We start from the raw sequence: 18337 nt of genomic DNA on the forward strand, positions 1-18337 counted from the left end.
TCTCAATTGAAGTAATGGTTTGGAGAAATACCGTCTGTGAGTTTGCTTACAATGTTCTCAAGCTGTGCTTTTTGAGCAGACGTGGAGTGTTCACTTTTTAGTTTGCTTTCTAATTTAGATAAAGGAGTATCGAAATAATGAGTGCTTTTGCTTATCGCGTGACTATTAAACACCGCTGTAAGTTCGTTGCCATTGGACTCAATTACCTCCAGCAGTAAGTTCGTAATCGCAGTGGTATCAATATTTCGTTCCATTGAAATAATTAAGGCGTGCACAAGATGCATGATTCCATTTTCGCCTTCTCGCTCCCCAGTGTGTATTGGTTGAGTTAAAGCAGCAATAACCTTATCATGAGATTTCTTTAAAAGCTCATGAATAAGCACCACAAGTAAATTGACCATTTCTGTATTATTTTCAATATAGGTAGCAGAGACTAATGTTGTTAATAAAATATGGAACGAATTCATTCCTTGGTTGTAACCGCTTTGGGTAATTTTAGTTAGCGATGACATTAACGGATGGGGATGGTTCTGATTGATTAATATAAACATTTTGCAAAGCGTTTTTACGGCATCGATATTGTCTTTAGAACACTGTGCGAGCGCAGCGACTACAAAATCAATAAGACTTGTTCCAGAAAAGATGCCTTTACTCACCTCTTGAGTTATAGCAAACCCTAATTGCTCAGGAGAGCGAGTAATAAATTGAGTCAACAATTCTGCAATTAAATTGGTTGTCGATTGATTGTAGTCATACTCAGATGCGTTTTTTAATGCATAAATAAGATTTAATAAGGCATTTGTTCCGCTTGTAAAACCACTTTCAATGGGTTTCGCCATCATTAAAGAAAGTGCTTTACTATCATATTCAAGTAAGGTGGAAAAAATTAAATTCATCACTACTATAACAGGTGAAAAAATAGTATTAAACGTTGCTCCATAGAATCGATCCGTCCAAACAAATACTCCAGTTTGACCTTTAAACTCACCCGCCTCAATTGTTTTTCCAAACATAGATATTACAGTATGAGGATGTTTTTCACTTATTTTATGAAATAGAGTGGCGATATGGACCGAAGAGGAAAATCGATTATTTTTCATCGCATTAGACAAGCCATATGTTAACCAATATAAAAAATTGCTTTGTTCGAGTTCTGAGGAACTTGCTGTATTTAAGTAAGATTCCATTTTATTGATAAGCGCTGACAATTCCTCATCTGAGAGATTAGGTGCAAGATCCCCCGAGTATTCTTTAATTGGAGTTGTAAGGAAATCTTCTTGAATTTCTTTTCCAGGCATATGCTATTTGGCTGATTAGGTACGTTTCTAATTATAACCAGCCCTACTTCGATATTCAAAAAATTTTTCATTTAGACAGATTTTTTTACAAATACAACTTTAACAAACCTAATCTTCAGAATCTCCGTTCAATATATTGAGAGAAGTTAAAACCTCTAGTTGGCTCATTGATGCTCTATAATAAATCATAGTGATCATTTAACAGTTTGTATGAGCTTGTTATGGACGAGAAAAGAGATGCATCTCCTGTACCATTTTTTATAATGTTAAAGAAAACCCAAAAAACCACACTCTATACTTCGTATAAGGGAGACGAAGAACACTATAAAAACAATGATGGTATCCTCCAACAACTGCAATACTATGTTAAAGCGAGTAATGAAGAAGAATACAATAAGTTGGTAAAGAAGTTTCCAAACCGCATGTTTCGTCGAACAAAAGGCGAAGTGTATGAGATGTTCGATGAAGGTAATGAAATTGACCTACACATTGCGTTACAGGTCAAAGGGCATAGTTTGACATGGTATTTTTGGAAGCCTAATGTAATGGATCAATACCCACAACAATTCAGAGACGTACTTTATAATGCAGCGGCCCAAGCACATAAGCACGTTAGTAATGGTTGTGATTTGTATTATCGTGGCAGTAATTCAGTGCATATAAAATTAATGCATCATTTAGAGAGTGAAGCAGGTCATAATCATAATCATTATCGTTTAAAAGATAATCAACCTTATACACCCGAAGATTTTAAACAACATATGAATGCGTTAAAAGATACTGAAGCTTTTAGCCAATTTTTTGAAGAACATGAAATCGAAGAGATTATAGAGAAATTTGAACAGTTTCATGCACATTGGCATGAAAAACCAAAAGCTGGTGGCTGTTCTCGACACGAAGAATATATGAGACACCCCTCCCAACAACTAAATGCCGGAGATGTAATCGAGATAATGCTCTTTGGCTATCAACAAGAACCCTGTAGGATTAACGTAAGCGAATTAAGAATAGATTATGAGGCCGCAAGAAAAAAAATTGAAAAGGTCCTCGAGAAAGGAGGATCTGAGGAATCACAAAATAAATTAATTAAAAAACTCAAAGTTATAGAACAACAATATACTGAGCTCTTAAGGTATAGGGAAAAAGGTGGCAGCCGGGGGTTACTTTCCGAAATTGGTCCTACTCGCCAAACATATCATTCAGAATCAAAACCAACTCCCTATGTAGGTGGTCAAGACAGCAGTCTTGGTATTCCCCCAGAAATCCCTTCATGGGCCAAAAAACTTAAAGCGCTAGTAGAAGAAGGCAAACAAGCCATGATTAAAACCCGAGCCGAACAAAAGGTTATCGACGAAGCAAAAACAGAATCGGCCATAAATGATTTTGAGCGCGAAATTCCTGAACATGTTCGTAAGGCAAATATGCAAAAGAAACTTGTTTTTTTCCAAGAGAAGGACGGTGGGAAAGATGAGAGTGACCCAGAATCCAGTATTAAAAAAGATTTCCCAACGCTATAAACCCGATAGAAACCATATTATTAAAAGGAAAAAATATGCAAACCAATAAATCATTTAATGATAGAGAGTACCAACAAAAAGCACAATTGATCCTTAAAAATCTTGATAATGTTCAATCAGACATAGAACAATTTAATAAAAAATTGGGGCTTCTTGGTGAAAGATTAGATAATGCCAATTCATTTCCTGAGTTTTTTGAAGTCGTTAATGAAATTATCAAAGCAGAAGCCACGCTTAATACATTTCTTCGCAAAGAAATGAAGGATTTAAATAAAGATGTAAAAGAAATTATCGTAAGAGATTTAAAAGATAAAAGTGAATTTAGATCTTTTACTAACATTTTGAATTTTAATCAAATTATTACTGATAAGATTTTAAAAAATAAAGAACGCCTCAGCATGGCTCAGTTAGAAGAGCAATTGCCAAAAGAGCAATATAATCGCGCAAAAAAATTTATTCACTCCATTACCGATTTAAAATCCATGTCATTGCTTATTGAAAAACAAAAATCTCATTTTAAATCGCTACTCGATTCAGCAGACTCAATGAAAAAAATTCATGACATTGAACATCAAATTGATGCTCAGAACAGTGATTTTCAACAAACCTATCAAAAGTCGATGAACTTTCCAGAAGATGAAGAAACGGCTGGAGCTGTTATTAAATTTTTAGAGACCAATGAGCATCTTAAATCCATAATGGAATCTTTTGATTTTGCCGAATCCTTAGTCGATGATGTATTAAACGCAAAAATAAGAGTTTCTCTTCCTCCAAGTCCTGGGCTGAAGTAACGCTGTTATTAGCTGTTAGGTCTAGCCATCCTCGTCTTTTCCAGCTTTAGGCGCGCTATGCAGAACTTCGTGTGACTCAATAAAAATCCTCTGGATCCCGCGAACAAGTCATGGGGACGGGACGTAGAGCGCTCCTCCTTTAATACGCACTCTTTGTCCTTGAGGGGCACAGAGAATTTAATACCCTACGTACCGCGCTTTATGCGCGGTATCCAGTTTCTTTCGGGGCTCAGAATTTCACCGGTGTTAGGATCTACCCTCAAAACGGGATAAGATATACTGTGCACCACCGGATTAGTGTAATTATTAAACAGCTTTCTAATCCGATAAATAATGGAATTCTGATTAATTAAACAAAGGAGTTTGTTATGAAAAAGAGCTGTTTACTGAGTTTTTTACTTCTATCGCCGCTTCTGGCTTTTGCTAATTCTGATAATAATAGTGCAGAGCATCTTATTTTTTCCCCATTGCCGAACACTAAAAATACGGTAGTCAGGCACTATAGTAATGAACAAGAGCGTCCTGATCTGAAGCAAATGGTTCAACGAACTATTGATTTTCCAACTCAAATCGTTCGCGTTCGCGGTGATGTTACCGGATTGAAACTCAGTTGCGAGGAGGTGGAAAATGAAATAGACCAGGTTTTTTCCAAAAAAATCTCTGCCAATCTTTTTATCTATAACACATACATCAACTGCAGCTATGATCAGGATAGCCCAGAAGAATACGCGTTAAGTTTTTCGATTCAGAGTTATTTTGATCCATTAACAGATAAGGCCATTGATTATTTAAAATCCTATCTGGAACAATATAATGGATACAATTTATTCAATACTACAACATTACAAATTGAAAATGCCAAAGGTGTTATTACATCGATGAATCTTAATGCCGGTTTAAAAAGCAATCCCAATAAAGCTCCCTTTATGCTTTATCATCAAGATCGGAGCAATTTCTATTTTAAAAGTAATTTCGAAATGAGAAAGGAATTAATTGCTGATATTTATCAACGATTTTATTCTAATGATCCCGAAATCATTCTGCCGTTTATAAAACAATGGATTTCCTCCTCGGCAGAAACAATTTATTACTCTATTTTAAAAGCATCCAATTATCTTGAATTACAACCCGAACGAATCTTTGTAATGGAACAAGAAGGAGATATCTTCGTATCCAATTTAAAATATTATTTCGCTAATCTGTGTATGCAAAGGAATCCTAATAAACATTGTCTGTAACTAATTAGGCAAAACCCCAAAAACAAGTCCAGGTGCTGTGATGCGCAAATCAGCTCATAATTGTCTTTGGGGTTTTAAATAAACAGCCGTTTTCACCAACATTTGATTTATTAAGGGGACACGGTTTTCTCAATTGAATTGTCCGTTTTACTATGAGTTTCTTTGGGCTTTCTAAAGAAATTATTGATGCCTCCAACAATTTTATTGCCTGCAGAAACTAATTTATCAATAAAATTAAAATCCATTTCCATTTCAAAAGTTCGCACCGTATTGATGTCATTAAAATCATTTACTACCATTTGTGAAAAACACATCAGCATGTAATTCAGCACAGCCTCGTCCTGTTCTTTCTGATTCATTTTTTTAAAATCAACATCGTTCTCTAATTTTTTCCAGGTGTAAAAATTAATACTCCGTCCATGATTAGGGTCAAAAAAATAAGCCGTTTTTTTCTTCGGATCAAAACGAAAATAAATAGCATGGCCCCAAGATGCTTGATTTGCGTCTATGGTTCCATCTTTTTTCATGGCATGATGTCCAATGGATATTTTTACAATTCCATAATTTTTTAATTTAGACTTCTGTTGTTGATTAACTGCTTGAGAAAGGAGTTGATAGATAGCATCAGAGTCATATGCAGCTTCATCTGCATAATGATAATCTCTACGCAGCACCTGGATTTTCTTAAGATGAAGACGTTTTAACACAGCTTGTGATAAGCCATTGTTTGCTTCCTCACCGACATTTACTTTATATAAGGCTTGATTATAACGATCCTGGGGAGAAATTTTCACTTCCGCTTGCCATTGAGAGTCGGAGAGTACTTGATTTCTACCTAAGCTGGTCATTTCTCGAGTAATAACCCTATAGGTGTTTGCTTGACACGCTCCTTCACCTAATATTTCGCCAGCCCCACCAATAAATCCTTGGATGTTTTCATACTGAATGGGATCTCCCCATTGATTAAAAAATTCAATGTCTTTTTGAACATCATTTAACAGTTGATTTCTCATTTTACTGTGCGATTGACCAGTAAGTGGAGAAAGAATCTCTTTCACTTTATCATATTGGTCGGTTAAACCAGCCAGGCTATCTTTATTTTCTTTTATTTTTTGATCTATAAAGCGATGGAGCGATCGTAGCAATTTATTTTTTGAAGCCTTTAAAGAACTATCAATGTGTTGCGAAATATTAGAGTTATTCAGTTCTTTTTTACATCGTTCATATTCTTGCTCTAACAAATGAGTTGCTGAGGCGATGAGTTCTTGTCTTGCTTTGGTGAGTATGTGAACCAAAGGAGTTAGAGACGGTTCACCACCAGCTGTAATAATTTTTTCCTTCAAAGCTAAAAGCTCTATCTGATCTTGCAGTTCTTTCAATGTAGGAATTTCATTTTCGGCTTGGCCATTAAGTACCAGGTTTTGTAATACATGTTTAATTTTCTGTTGGACAAGCTCTTTATTCACCTTTATTTTGCTAGGGTCTAAAGCAAGCGCTGAAAAAACTGCGGTTTCATGGGGATTTTGGAGAAATTTTTCAGGATGTGTGATTTGTTGATGGACAAATGCTCGCTTCAAGACAAGCGAAAAGTCCGCGAAATACTCTTTAGGTAATCGGGTTAGTGCTTGCTTAAGCTTGGGAAACATTTTAATCACCACCTCTTCTTGAGCGGTGACCTCGCCTCGTTCAAGCTTTACATTGAGTTTAGACATTTCCTCATCGTATTCTTCTTTTGTCTTTTTCCCTTGAGCATAAGCAAGAATCCTAAGTTTATCTGATTCCGTCATCATCCGCTCACTGTCACGAATGTCAGTTCCAATTACATCCCAGTTACCAATCATTTTTTCGGCTATTTTTTTGTTGGTGCTTTGCTCCAAACGATCATAAAGGTCTATCAGCGCCGCACGATTACACGCTGAGCGAACACTAACCACAAACTGGTCCAGTGCTAGCACATTCTTGGGGCAATCAGCTAAGGTGGGGTTATCTGGCATATGTTCGATCACATGCTGAATATCACGAACTACCAGAGGAGCTAAGGTGGCTACATTATCAACACGTTCATCATGCAGCATCTTTGTCACGACCTGAATTGGACTTGTATTAACCAATGAAAGCGACTCGAGAACCTCGTCTTCGACGGCAATTTTTTTCAACTGCTCGGAGAGTATCTGCATAAACTCCTCATCCGTTAGTTCCTTAGAGTCAGCTATAGATTGGGTTCTCTCCAGTGCAATCGCAAAGCCTGCTGGCGAACCGCACCATTCTTTCTTTTTCTCTTCAATCATCCTCTGTCGCTGTTGCTCAACAAAAACTATTTTTTCCATGAATTCATTTATTTCAGATAGTGAACGTAAGGGTGGGGTATTGTCTTCTAGTGATCTGGAGGTAGGCCAGTGCGTTTTATATAATTGTTCAAAGGGTATTTTAGAGCCTAACTCCACACATTTTCTTTTCAACTCATCGAGAATAGAACCATTGATTATAATGATGAGCTCTTGAGTTAATTGTTGGTGTACAAGTTGCCAATATTCCAAATCATTTGCATAAATGTTTCGTTGAGTGGGATCGGGAAGTAACTCTTTATCCTGGATCACTTCTATAATTGCAGAACAATTAAAAACATTGAATTTATTGGGGTTACTACTGGGATTAAAGCTGTCCCAAAGACTATGCAGATAACTATCAAGATCTGATTGAATTAAATTCAGCGCATCCAAAGCCAATAATTCCCGCTTCAATTGTTCCAGATTAATACTCATTTGTACTTTGTATTCTTCTGGAGTTGGAAGTTTATCTGGATTTTGAGCATAAAAATATTCCGCGGTTTTCTGAAAAAGCCATTTTTTTACAACCTCGATGTTAAATGCTCTTAAATGCTCCTCATTTACCTGTTGAGGCCAATCTCCATCCTTTTTCCAATAAGCGCTAGTATTCAAATATTCACATAATTGTCTCAGAGAAACCACATCCTCTAATGAATCCAGTGCATAAGGAACTGCACTCAGCATCCATACTATTTTATCGTCGCATTGAACTTTTATTTTACTTACATACTCTGAGAAACGAGTACTTTCAATGGAATATTCATCATCTTCTGAGGTAATCGTTGGAACTATCTTTTCAGGAGGAAGAGGAATAAAATCTACATCCAAGTGGGTTGGAAAATCATCAAAATAATAAACATATTGTCCACTATATATTGGCTTCGGCATCATACCCTCAACAAAATATAAACACTTTGTGCATTATATACAACATCATCCTTTATACCATGAGTAATGCGCAAATTTTTTGAAAAACGCTAATAAAACGATCCTTGCAGGAGGGAGTAAAAGATTTTTATCGCGCCTATTCTAATAAATTCTGGCTGCTTGCAACCAGGATCTCCCACTCATTTTAACTTCAAGAGCCCAAACTATTCTGCGTTTTACGTTCCTTAATTAACTTTTTGAGAATGGCTTCTTTTTCAGGCCAGTGTTGAATTAATGATTGATTCAATTGCGGACAATTTTCAGCAAACCAAGGACCAAATTGAAGAAGGAGCATAGGTATTCTAGGCTGGAGACATGCTTCGAACTCCTTCTGAGCTTTCTTGGTACATAGATCATTGCTTCCAAGACAGTTTTTTATAATATCATCAGTTACTTGCTGCCAATTTTCTGGTGGCGTCGCTCCTAGAAAGGATGCAGTCATAATTTGAGGCAAGATACTTTGACTTATAACCACCAGCTTTTTGGGATCCACTTGTTCTTCACAAAATTCATTGCGAAAGAACTCATTGATTTGTTTTCCAATACGTTGTACTTCACCCTTATTAAAACAGGGAATTAAATTAGCATCTGATGCCACCAAGGGTGTGGCCAAGAGTAAATGACTGCTAAAAAAAAGAGCTAAGCTCAATAGTATTCTTCCCATGCCTTCATCCTTAACTATTCGTAATGACCTACTTTCATAAATTATAGTGAACATTTATGTCTTGTTAGGTAATTCTTACTCTACGCTCACTGCTAAATGGAATTCGCGTTATTTTTTTGGTTCAAAACTAATCTATAATTGAACAGTGATTTAAAAGGAACATTTAATAATGAAAGTAGTTCTATTAATAGGCTCATCCAGTACAGGAAAATCAACGCTTTGTGATGCTTTAGTTAAGGAGCATGGTTGGTATACACATGGTATCGACCAAGCCAATGAACTACTTCAGAAAGAGCAAACCCCTATATTGGAAGGACAATTGTTAGAAAAACTGCAGGAACGAGGGCTAATTGAACAACTTTCCTCTTATATGACTGAGTCAGCAATCACAACGCTTGGCGCCACTGGGAAATTTGAGCTCGTTCATGGTGATATTTCTATTAATCATAGCTTTAATAGTCCCGAATATGAGGATCTTGAACAGGTATTAAATCGTGCTGGATTTGTAGATGAAGAGTTAGAGGATCTTACACATCTACTTCGTGAAGTGGGCGATATATTCAAAAATTTACCCAAGCCCGATATTCTTGATCGGATGCTCGATGATGTCTTTAAACTCCCAACAGACTCCTCAGTTATTCTTGATCTAGTACCCCCTGATGGTGATGTTAAAACCATGTTAAGCAATTTTAGAGATCAACTGCTTGAGCGTGCACAAGAGGATGGCCATACAATAGAATACGCTACTGTTTTGGCTTTTTGCCCACCCAAAGCTTTAAGTAATCGTATTCATCATCGAAATGAATCCGCCATTCTTTCTGGGGATTTAAGAAACAAAAGAGAGGGGGTCGAGCCATTTCTTCAACTGAGTCAATTAATATCTACCGCAGAAACTGATGGTGCGATTGATGAAGCGAGAACGCTTTCTAAAATGCAACTTCTACTTATTGCGCTAAAACACCTACGCCCAGAAGTTGGAGAAGGGGAAACCCACAGAGCAAAAGCAATCTTTAAGGCAGGTGCGCATGAGTACAGGGAACTAATGAAGCGATTTAAGCTAACAGAAGCAAGTAATATTACTGTCTCACCTAGAGAGGACTTAGACACTCATGCGGTGATAGATTTATCTCAAGATGCCTCACCAAACGACTTGGCAAAAGAACTTATTGCTAAAACCAAGGATTGTCCACCCTTATCGCCTATCTCCTCTGTTAAATCTATGTAGAGAGCAATATGCAATTTTTTTAGAAGGCAAATTACATTTCAGAGGTTTATAAATAAGCTTTTATAGTGTTCTTCGCTAAAACCCACCGCGACTGTTTTGTTATGTTCTTCCAAAATAGGTCTCTTAATAAGCGAAGGATTGGCGATAATAAACTCTACTTTTTCCGCGCTACTCAATGCTTCATAATGGTCTTTATATTTTCGGTACGTCGTTCCTTTTTTGTTGATTGGAAGCTCGCCTAAGTAATCACCCCAAGCTTTTATTTGTGCCGGAGTGGGTGGAACTTTTTTGAAGTCGATAAACTCATAATCAATCTTATTGTTCTCAAAAAAAGTACGTGCTTTTTTTACAGTATCACAATTAGGGATTGCAAACATTGAAATCATTTTTGTCCAGAATTCAGCGATTAACATCACTCCATTTTATAATGTTGCACTCATTTCTTCTAGGAAAATAGTGCAGCCAAACTGTATCCGTTAAATCAGGGAAATACTTAAACTAAATATAATTTTTTTGTTATATATTAAACAATCATGAATTAAATAGAATCGAAATACAAAAAAACAACTTCAAAGCACAAGGACTCTAAGACAGTAATTGGGTAAATAACCTGCTGAGGATATGATTTATGTCGAAATTAAGTATGATTCGTAATTATTATGAGCCCCTTAAATTTATTAAATCCCACACTCAAGAAAGGCCAATTAATGAAAAGGAATTAATTGAATATTTAAACAAAACATATCGTCAGGCCCTAAGAAAAATATTACTCGCCTACCCTGCATCTTTTGCAGACGAATCCCCCATATTCGATCTTTGTATCGATGTCATCTTAAGTAGCGATGATATAACTCAAATAACCGTGAAATGGATTGAAAATCAAATTAATAAAAATAAAGATCTCGCTAAACTAAAAAATATAAAGTCAGGCGACCCCGATATAAAAAAACTCCAATTAATCAAAACAGTCACCAAGGCACATCAAGACAATTTGGCTCTTGATGAGTCCGTTCTTTCTTTTGTAAATAGTGCGCTCCTTTTTGAGGATATCTTAAGTCAAGACTATAAATATGGAGTCTTTGCTTTTTCTGAACAGAGCGATTCAGATAAGAAAGTAGCTGTTTTGGCGCTTAAAGAAGCACTACACCAGCAAGTTAACGCTAATTCGTCGCTCACTGCCAGCATGTGTTAATGAACACACCATGAGTATTAATTAAATGAGATCAAATGGATTAGAACAAACAGGGCTCGCTGCAGGTTTAGAGACATCCAGTTGTGGCCTTTTACTCAGATATTCTTCAGTCTTAAAAAAATCAAAATGAGCAGCATTTGATTTTTCCGATTGGTTTTGCTCATATTGATGCAGTAAATTGCTTATTTCGGTATGCCCCAACGCGACTGCAAGTTCATGCAGTGACAAAGAAACTATTGTGGTTGCATCAATGGGTTGCTCTGAGTTAATTTTTTTATTAACTAGTTTGCTCACCAATCCTTCATCTATTTGTGCAGCACGCCCAAATTGATACAGCGAATTGACTTGAATATTCAAGATCATATCTGTTGTTAACGGGCACGTAAGCAATTCTTTTATAACATCGATGTGGTTACAGCAAATGGCGATTAACATCGGGGTAATTCCTTTTTCATCCGCTACAAGATTAGGATTAACGCCCTCTTTTATAAGAGTTTTAGCCATGAATGGATCATTATCTAAGGCACTAAGAAGCAGTAAATGTGCGCCTGATTGTTTCGCTTTTTTTGCATCAATTTGATGTATCTCTTGAAATTTAGGACACTTTTCCCATAGCTCCATGCGTTTTTTAAACTCTTCCTCATTAGATTTATTACAATAAATATTGGTTACAAAAGCACATTGATTACCAGACGAGAGCTCATTAAAAACGCTTTGCGCGATTTCTTGAACATGCTCCCCCGGGATGTGTGCGGGCTCACAGCTGCCATTAACGAATAGCCATTGATCCAGTGCCGGATCATATCCAACTGTAAGAGCATGATCGCCACTGCCAAGAATTAAGGCTATCGGTTTTTTGATCGCGGTTAATTCATTTTTGAGCGTTAAAAAGTATTGAAATAACTCATCAGAGTTATAACCTCCCATGAAGCAGCTTATCCTGCTAATTCCGCCACTTTGTTCCAGTTTTTTGGAAAGAACACGAGGAGCACTAAGCAGCGTATCTTGTTTGAATGGTGCTCCTTTTTCAAATAAAGGACTGTGTAATCCAGGTCGCTGATATAGTTCTACCCCTTCAAAAAAAGCCATATACTCATTTTCCGGATCAGCAAACTCTGTTTCCAGTGAGCCTAATTTATTTTTGCAATTCTCTAATTGCTGCTCTATAAAAACACGGTATAAAAATTCATTTTCTTTCTTGTTGAGTTCCTTTTTCAACTGGCCAAAATCAATCTTCTCTACATGGAGCAAATGAGCAGACCATATTTTTCTCATCTCGCGAAGTTTATCGTCAAGATTTAACGTACTTATTAACGATTTTTTGGCATCTTCTTGTAATTGCTGGCTAGGATTTACAATCTCTTCTTTCAGCATGTCGATAATTCGGTGAATATCATCACGTTCATTGTACATATTGATAAGCTCAAGAAAGCGCCTCTCAAATGGATTGAATTCCTCAGCGAGAATGGCTTGCATTCCCATATTGGCAACACCAAAACACATTCCTCCAGGATCAGGGTGATATCCTGATTCATTCATTAACTCAATGAGCCAATCTTTATTCTCTTTATCTCTCACTTGCGGCACATTTGCCTACTTTTTTATCACATTAGAAGATATGGAAGCATAAAGCGTAATCTGAGGACTTGCAACTACGATTTTTTGAAGAGAAGCACTGAAATTCTGTTACTTCTTTACAGGAACAGTTTTTAACATCTCGCTCGATTCGTCTAACGCCTCATTAATTTTTGAGACCACATCGTATTTAGAATGAAAAAACCTATCTCGCCCAGTCCTTGCAACTGGTTTAGCTAAAGCAATCGCTTCTTCTTGTGTTATATCTGCTGCTTTAGCATAAGCTTTAATTGATTGCCGCAAAGTTTTATCTAATTTAGATATGATTTCATAATAATTCTTTGATTCATCAACAGGCCTAGCAAAATCTCTAGTGAGTTGTTCAGTAACACTCTGGATCTGGTTTATTTTGTTTTGGATAATCTGGTATTTTTCATTACTTACGCCATATTTTTTTTCTAATTTATTGCGTATATCTACAAGAGCTTTCTCTAAATTTACGGCTGCCCCAACCAGCATTTGCTGTTTTTTCTGAAAAAGATCGTAAACCTCACTAAGATGTTCTTGAGTATTATATTTTCGGATGTAGTCCGTATTATAATTTCTTATCAACCCAAAAGTGTGTTTGGAAGGATTAAAATCCTCTATATGGTTCGTATAGGTATCTGAAGCCTCATCATAGGTCTGATAGTAATTTTTAGTTCGTGAAAGATATTTGGAAGCAGAATATACATCATCGGACCAAGGATCGCAGATATAAGCATCCTTCCCCCAAGTTTCAGGCTTTCGTGGGTCGCTACCTTTTTGTCTTCCAACAACAAGTACCACATGATTTCCGCCTACTACTTGAAAAACTTCTGCATTTACATGTGGCGCATAATGAGCAATATAATCCAAAGCCAATTCGGAAAGCTCATTACAATTTCCTATTGAGTATTTTTTACTGCATTCAATCGATTGGTAAAACTCATAAATATAATAGTCAAACTCCAACCATGAGCTTGCAGTTTTTTGAGATTGCTCTCTTACATCTTTTACCGCTTCACTAAGACTTTTTTTCTTATCAATAGGATAAGAATTATTAATAAGTTGAGTTCCCCCTTCTACTATAAATTCTCTTGCGTATTTATTGGCAAGAAGAGCAGCATCCTTATTGGAGTAAGGAACAATAGCTTTTGGCAATTTCATAACAAACCAAATTGACTCACTTTAAATCAAATTATAGCCCACCTATCTTCTTTTCACTGGGAGATATTAATTAATTCGACGCACAAACGAGTATAAGAAACTTAGCTTTGGTTGCTTGCAAGCAGGGAAAATCAGTGAAAGGAGCGATCAGATTGCTCCCCAGCCACAACATCCAAATAAATTAAGTATGCTTTGTTTTTCCATGAAGGAACGCCGTAATTCTAATACTTAGCACATCCGGAATTACTTTAGCAGAATAAGCAAGAATCTTATTCATGAGCCCGGGAATAATAAATAATTTATTTTTTTCAAAACCTCGATAAGCCACTTTGGCGACTTGCTCAGTAGACTGTACCCCAATAAGACCTCGAGCTAAAAAGCTATTTTCCATTCCAGCTTTTTTAAAAAAATCGGACTGAGTAGGACCTGGACAAAGAATTGAAATCGTAACTCCCGTTCCTTTTAATTCATACGCCAGTGCTCGTGAAAAAGAGACAACATAACTTTTGGAGGCGTAATACACTGCCATAAAAGGGCCGGGTTGAAAAGCCGCAGTAGAGGCGACCTGAAGTATCTGACCTCGACCTTTATGGATAAATTTTTTGACAAAATAATAAGTTAATGCAGTTAATGTCGCCATATTGAGTTGCACCAACTCATTTAAATAGTCCACATCCATAGAGGCGAAATCACCTAAGTAACCAATACCCGCATTATTAACTAAACAATCAATTTCTAGATTAAGAGCCTCAATTTGCTTAACTAAATCAGACGCAGATGTGCATCCGCTTAGATCCAATGGAATGAGATTTACTTCGACTGGATGCTTTTCTTTGATTTGAAAAGCAAGCTCCTCCAGCAAACTCTGATTGCGCGCGGTTAAAATCAAATCATGACCTTGACTTGCAAACTCAAATGCTAAAGCTCGGCCAATTCCTCTTGAGGCACCAGTGATGAGAGTAATCATTTTAAAAGTGGATTAAATCACCTTGTCTATATTATAGATGATTGCTGAGCAACATAAGAAAGCATGTGCGAATCACTTGCTCGTCACCTAAACTTAAAAGACTTGAGATCTTTTTCTTCAACATCGTCCAAAAAGATAGCCGGTTGGATACCAATAGTGTCATCGGGAGTATTAATGATCGTACCTATCTCCGTTTGATTTGCATTTTTCTCAACCTTAATAAAAAGTGTCCCTGGTCGGGCCACTGGATTATGCTTTTCAGCACCATCAGCGATAATCAGTTGAACATCTAAAGGCATATTGGTTTCATTAACAAAATTAGATAAAGCGCTTTGCACGCTGTCATAACAAATTTCAATACCCAACTTCATTCCAGAAAAATCCTTAACCAGAGCGTCTTCCATTCCTGATTTGAAAAAATTTCGCCGCAAGTCCATGTAATTTAAAAACCCTTCATCAACATAATCAAAATCATAATGTGTATGGGGATATCTTTTTTTGTATTTTTCTACATGACCACGATGAAAGAAATAAGCCGTGTTGCGATAATAATTTTTTGAATCATGCTTCGCTTTTTTATACCAACAAAATGTTCCTGGAACAATTAACATGTCGGTATCCATGGACAACTCTTGTAATCTTTTTTTGAATAGATTCTTTTGGGCTTGAGAATAATATTTTTGATAACAGAGTTCAGATTGATCTTTAAATAGATATTCAGGTGCTACAAATATTGCTGGTGGCATCGGTATTTTAGGCGGCTTTGCTTGTTTTTCTTCTTTTTTTAGGGCTTTAAAATTTATAAACCATGGTAACCTTGATTTTTTGCTTTTATCAGGAGGATTATTAATTTCAGTTTCATGGCCAACTTTTTCTTGCATGGCTTTTTTAGCAAGAATGATGCGCTTTTCTAAAATATTTAAACGTTCCTCAAAAGAAGAAGCAAAAAAATGTTCATCAGGTTGGAACACAAAAACTTTAAAATTCGCAAACTCACTCGAGAAAGCGCTGCTTTGCTTCCCTGTATTTTTAAGCGTGCCGGTCAAATGTTGAGGACGCATATATGAACCTTTAACGATAGAATATTGATTGTACTTAAACGCATTTTTAGTTTAAAGTTAATCCAAATCGAGTAAATTATAACAAATCAATCACCTTTTAATCAATTCATCTAAGTAAGCCTGGTTGCAATCAACCGAATTTTTTACATATCACTGAAAAATCTGTCCAGATCTGCCTACACCCTACAGGCGTGTCTGCGGCTTCGCTAAGACACTAAATCCCGGCAATCTTCCTAAACACATTCTTTCAAATTCACCTTAAGATTCGGATAACCACTGAGCCCTACGTGCTGCGACTTGTTCGCAGCATCCAAGAAAGAGTTAGCGCCTCAATCCCTGGCTCCTGCAGACAAGCTGCGGGACGTGGGTTAAGTAAAACTCAAAGTGAATTGGAAGACGCATCCCTTTGATGACAGGTCAATAGTCCTATATAATCCTAGTTACATCATTATGTTGGGTAAAGGATACCAATGTTTCAATCAGCTTTAATATTTGCACTAATGACTTTTAGCCTCATCGTCCAAGCAGCCCTCCCTGCTGATCCTATTCAGCGCTGTTTAGATGTTAGAAGGCTCGTGGACTTTACCACAAGACAGAAAATGGCCGCCAAAGAGCCCGGAGTGTTACGCTTCAAATTTCATAAAATTTCAGCATCCGAGCTACCGTTGGATAACCCCGTGGGCAATATGGATGAAGTGATTAAAGCATTAAATAATCAGATTGAAAACTGTAAGAAACACCGTGGGGAATTTCAGTCAATGACTATCGCCGGTCATACATATAAGCGCCAAGAATGGTGCCATAATATCAACGAAAAATTGCTCGCTCTTGCAAAATCTGCCCGTGGCGATTTTCAAAAATATTTAGCGAGCATCAAAACTGAATTCGACTGGTATAAAAGCGATGGCTGGCCCGAAAATCATTCAGGATTTAAAAAGGGAGAGTTTCAATTTACTGCCTATTATGCACCCGCCCCTGTTGAGGCTCGCACCAAACGTGGCGGCGCATTTTTATATCCGATGTATAGTAATCCAGGTGTGGTCAATGTAGCTTCGGAATGCAAAAAATATAATTTGAAAGCGCCTCTTTGCGGAGTTGACCCCCTCACCAAAACGGTGCGTGGATTTTGTCTGAAAAATGCAAATGGCACATACTCAGTAGTGCCCGACCGAGAAGAGATTGAGCACGGGGCTTTAAATCCAAAATATATAATTGGCTACGTTAAAGACCCCAATGACCCTGCTTTTTTAATGCTCGAAGGCTCTGGTTCATTAATTCTTGATGGCAAATTACTGCACATCAATTACGATGGCGCTAACGGCAGACCACGCACTATGTTAGGTCGCGTAGTCCAATGTGCACAAGACCCAACCTGTGGCGGTAACCTGGATACAATGGAACGGTGTGCTAAAGATCCCAAGTGTCATGATGAAGCCAAATTACGTTGTAATGTATCCAAAGAAATTAGATTAAGCGCTGCATCTGAAAAGTTCATTCGCCAATATTTAGATAACCCGCTAAACCGCGATAAAGCTGCCGACTTGCGCAATCGCGATCAAAGCTATGTATTCTTTACTAAAGAAGTTGGCGGACCTTATGGTTCAGAAAATATTTCTCTAACGCCCCATGCTTCATGTGCAACAGATCACAAGGTAATCCCGGTCGGAATGAGTTTTATCTACAATTGCAAAAAATCGACTTCTTGGTGCATAGCCCAAGATACCGGTGGCGCTATTATGGGAGCTCATGTGGACGTCTATAAGGGAGAAGGAGACCAAGCTGGCGTAGAAGCAAATGAGCTAAATCACCCTGGCTCATTATATATAGCCCTACCTAAACGTGGATAAATCTCAAACAACTGCTCTAAACACATAGCCTGGTTGCCCGCAACCAGGTTTCAAGCTATGCTGCATAATAATTTAAGCCTTGAATGTATCTTGGAAATAACCATTTCTTAAATCCTCTTCAAAATCAGCTGGCCATATGGATGCGTACCCCGTATTGTACGTTTTTGTTATATCAGTGGCTTTGCATCTAATGCTAACTTTGCCAATTATAAGATAAGGATTTTGTGTGTAATCCGTTTCATCTTGCTCAACCAAGTCGAAATCATTCTCATCATACCCATGCCGGGAAAGAATATCTTTATAATCATCAAATAAATCAGCTTCCATAATCTTAACTCCTCAAATTAAAATTATAGTACGTAACATCTGATTGCCTGCAACAAGGTAATCCTTGGGTTAAACCATTAAGAACTAATATTAACAATAGTGTACGATGAACGAATAATTCAATCCCTGAATTAATCATGCTCCAAGCATTAGATAAATATTATGCGGCTAAGTAGTGGAAAATACTATAATT

The 18337-nt window shown here is 37.1% G+C and carries 15 protein-coding genes; 6 read left to right on the top strand and 9 right to left on the bottom strand.

Annotation, left to right across the window (positions count from 1 at the left end; all coding sequences use genetic code 11):
• Positions 1–2 precede the first annotated feature (2 nt).
• Positions 3–1298 carry a hypothetical protein gene (locus ACWTEW_RS33330; protein WP_454782272.1) on the bottom strand — a complete coding sequence of 432 codons (1296 nt, stop codon included), beginning with the start codon at positions 1296–1298 and terminating at the stop codon, positions 3–5.
• Positions 1299–1519: 221 nt separating this feature from the next.
• Here ACWTEW_RS33330 and ACWTEW_RS33335 point away from each other — a divergent pair, with 221 nt between their 5' ends.
• The 3 genes from ACWTEW_RS33335 to ACWTEW_RS33345 all read left to right on the top strand — a co-directional run bounded on the left by ACWTEW_RS33335 (position 1520) and on the right by ACWTEW_RS33345 (position 4844).
• Positions 1520–2815, top strand: a complete 1296-nt coding sequence (locus ACWTEW_RS33335) for a hypothetical protein (RefSeq protein ID WP_454782273.1) — start codon at positions 1520–1522, stop codon at positions 2813–2815.
• Positions 2816–2850: 35 nt separating this feature from the next.
• Positions 2851–3606 carry a hypothetical protein gene (locus ACWTEW_RS33340; RefSeq protein WP_454782274.1) on the top strand — a complete coding sequence of 252 codons (756 nt, stop codon included), beginning with the start codon at positions 2851–2853 and terminating at the stop codon, positions 3604–3606.
• A 368-nt stretch (positions 3607–3974) separates the two neighbouring features.
• Positions 3975–4844: an Lpg0189 family type II secretion system effector gene (locus ACWTEW_RS33345; RefSeq protein WP_454782275.1), complete on the top strand. Its 870-nt coding sequence runs from the start codon at positions 3975–3977 to the stop codon at positions 4842–4844.
• A gap of 110 nt (positions 4845–4954) precedes the next feature.
• On the opposite strand, the gene ACWTEW_RS33350 is transcribed toward ACWTEW_RS33345, so the two are convergent.
• Together ACWTEW_RS33350 and ACWTEW_RS33355 are read right to left on the bottom strand one after the other, a co-directional pair.
• Complete coding sequence (locus ACWTEW_RS33350) at positions 4955–8062, bottom strand: hypothetical protein (RefSeq protein ID WP_454782276.1); 3108 nt, start codon at positions 8060–8062, stop codon at positions 4955–4957.
• Between the two features lie 187 nt (positions 8063–8249).
• The gene (locus ACWTEW_RS33355) at positions 8250–8762 is read right to left on the bottom strand and encodes a hypothetical protein (RefSeq protein WP_454782277.1); all 513 of its coding nucleotides are present in this window, start codon (positions 8760–8762) and stop codon (positions 8250–8252) included.
• Between the two features lie 169 nt (positions 8763–8931).
• On the opposite strand from ACWTEW_RS33355, the gene ACWTEW_RS33360 reads away from it, so the two are divergent.
• Positions 8932–9987, top strand: a complete 1056-nt coding sequence (locus ACWTEW_RS33360) for a hypothetical protein (protein WP_454782278.1) — start codon at positions 8932–8934, stop codon at positions 9985–9987.
• Between the two features lie 38 nt (positions 9988–10025).
• On the opposite strand, the gene ACWTEW_RS33365 is transcribed toward ACWTEW_RS33360, so the two are convergent.
• Positions 10026–10373 (bottom strand): arsenate reductase family protein, encoded by a 348-nt coding sequence (locus tag ACWTEW_RS33365; RefSeq protein ID WP_454782279.1) that lies wholly within the window; start codon positions 10371–10373, stop codon positions 10026–10028.
• A 242-nt stretch (positions 10374–10615) separates the two neighbouring features.
• Here ACWTEW_RS33365 and ACWTEW_RS33370 point away from each other — a divergent pair, with 242 nt between their 5' ends.
• On the top strand, positions 10616–11179 hold the full coding sequence (locus ACWTEW_RS33370) for a hypothetical protein (RefSeq protein ID WP_454782280.1): 564 nt from the start codon (positions 10616–10618) through the stop codon (positions 11177–11179).
• Between the two features lie 21 nt (positions 11180–11200).
• Here the strand turns inward: ACWTEW_RS33370 and ACWTEW_RS33375 are convergent, their stop codons facing one another.
• The 4 genes from ACWTEW_RS33375 to ACWTEW_RS33390 all read right to left on the bottom strand — a co-directional run bounded on the left by ACWTEW_RS33375 (position 11201) and on the right by ACWTEW_RS33390 (position 15970).
• A complete protein-coding gene (locus ACWTEW_RS33375) occupies positions 11201–12766 on the bottom strand; it encodes an ankyrin repeat domain-containing protein (RefSeq protein ID WP_454782281.1) in 1566 nt (521 codons plus the stop codon).
• Positions 12767–12865: 99 nt separating this feature from the next.
• Complete coding sequence (locus ACWTEW_RS33380) at positions 12866–13942, bottom strand: hypothetical protein (protein WP_454782282.1); 1077 nt, start codon at positions 13940–13942, stop codon at positions 12866–12868.
• Positions 13943–14123: 181 nt separating this feature from the next.
• Entirely contained in the window at positions 14124–14909 is a 786-nt protein-coding gene (locus ACWTEW_RS33385) for an SDR family NAD(P)-dependent oxidoreductase (protein ID WP_454782283.1), read from the bottom strand.
• Positions 14910–14992: 83 nt separating this feature from the next.
• On the bottom strand, positions 14993–15970 hold the full coding sequence (locus ACWTEW_RS33390; protein ID WP_454782284.1) for a hypothetical protein: 978 nt from the start codon (positions 15968–15970) through the stop codon (positions 14993–14995).
• A gap of 470 nt (positions 15971–16440) precedes the next feature.
• On the opposite strand from ACWTEW_RS33390, the gene ACWTEW_RS33395 reads away from it, so the two are divergent.
• On the top strand, positions 16441–17817 hold the full coding sequence (locus ACWTEW_RS33395) for an MltA domain-containing protein (protein WP_454782285.1): 1377 nt from the start codon (positions 16441–16443) through the stop codon (positions 17815–17817).
• A gap of 72 nt (positions 17818–17889) precedes the next feature.
• On the opposite strand, the gene ACWTEW_RS33400 is transcribed toward ACWTEW_RS33395, so the two are convergent.
• The gene (locus tag ACWTEW_RS33400; RefSeq protein ID WP_454782286.1) at positions 17890–18144 is read right to left on the bottom strand and encodes a hypothetical protein; all 255 of its coding nucleotides are present in this window, start codon (positions 18142–18144) and stop codon (positions 17890–17892) included.
• Positions 18145–18337 lie beyond the last annotated feature (193 nt).

The sequence above is a fragment of the Legionella stuttgartensis genome (assembly GCF_977063405.2).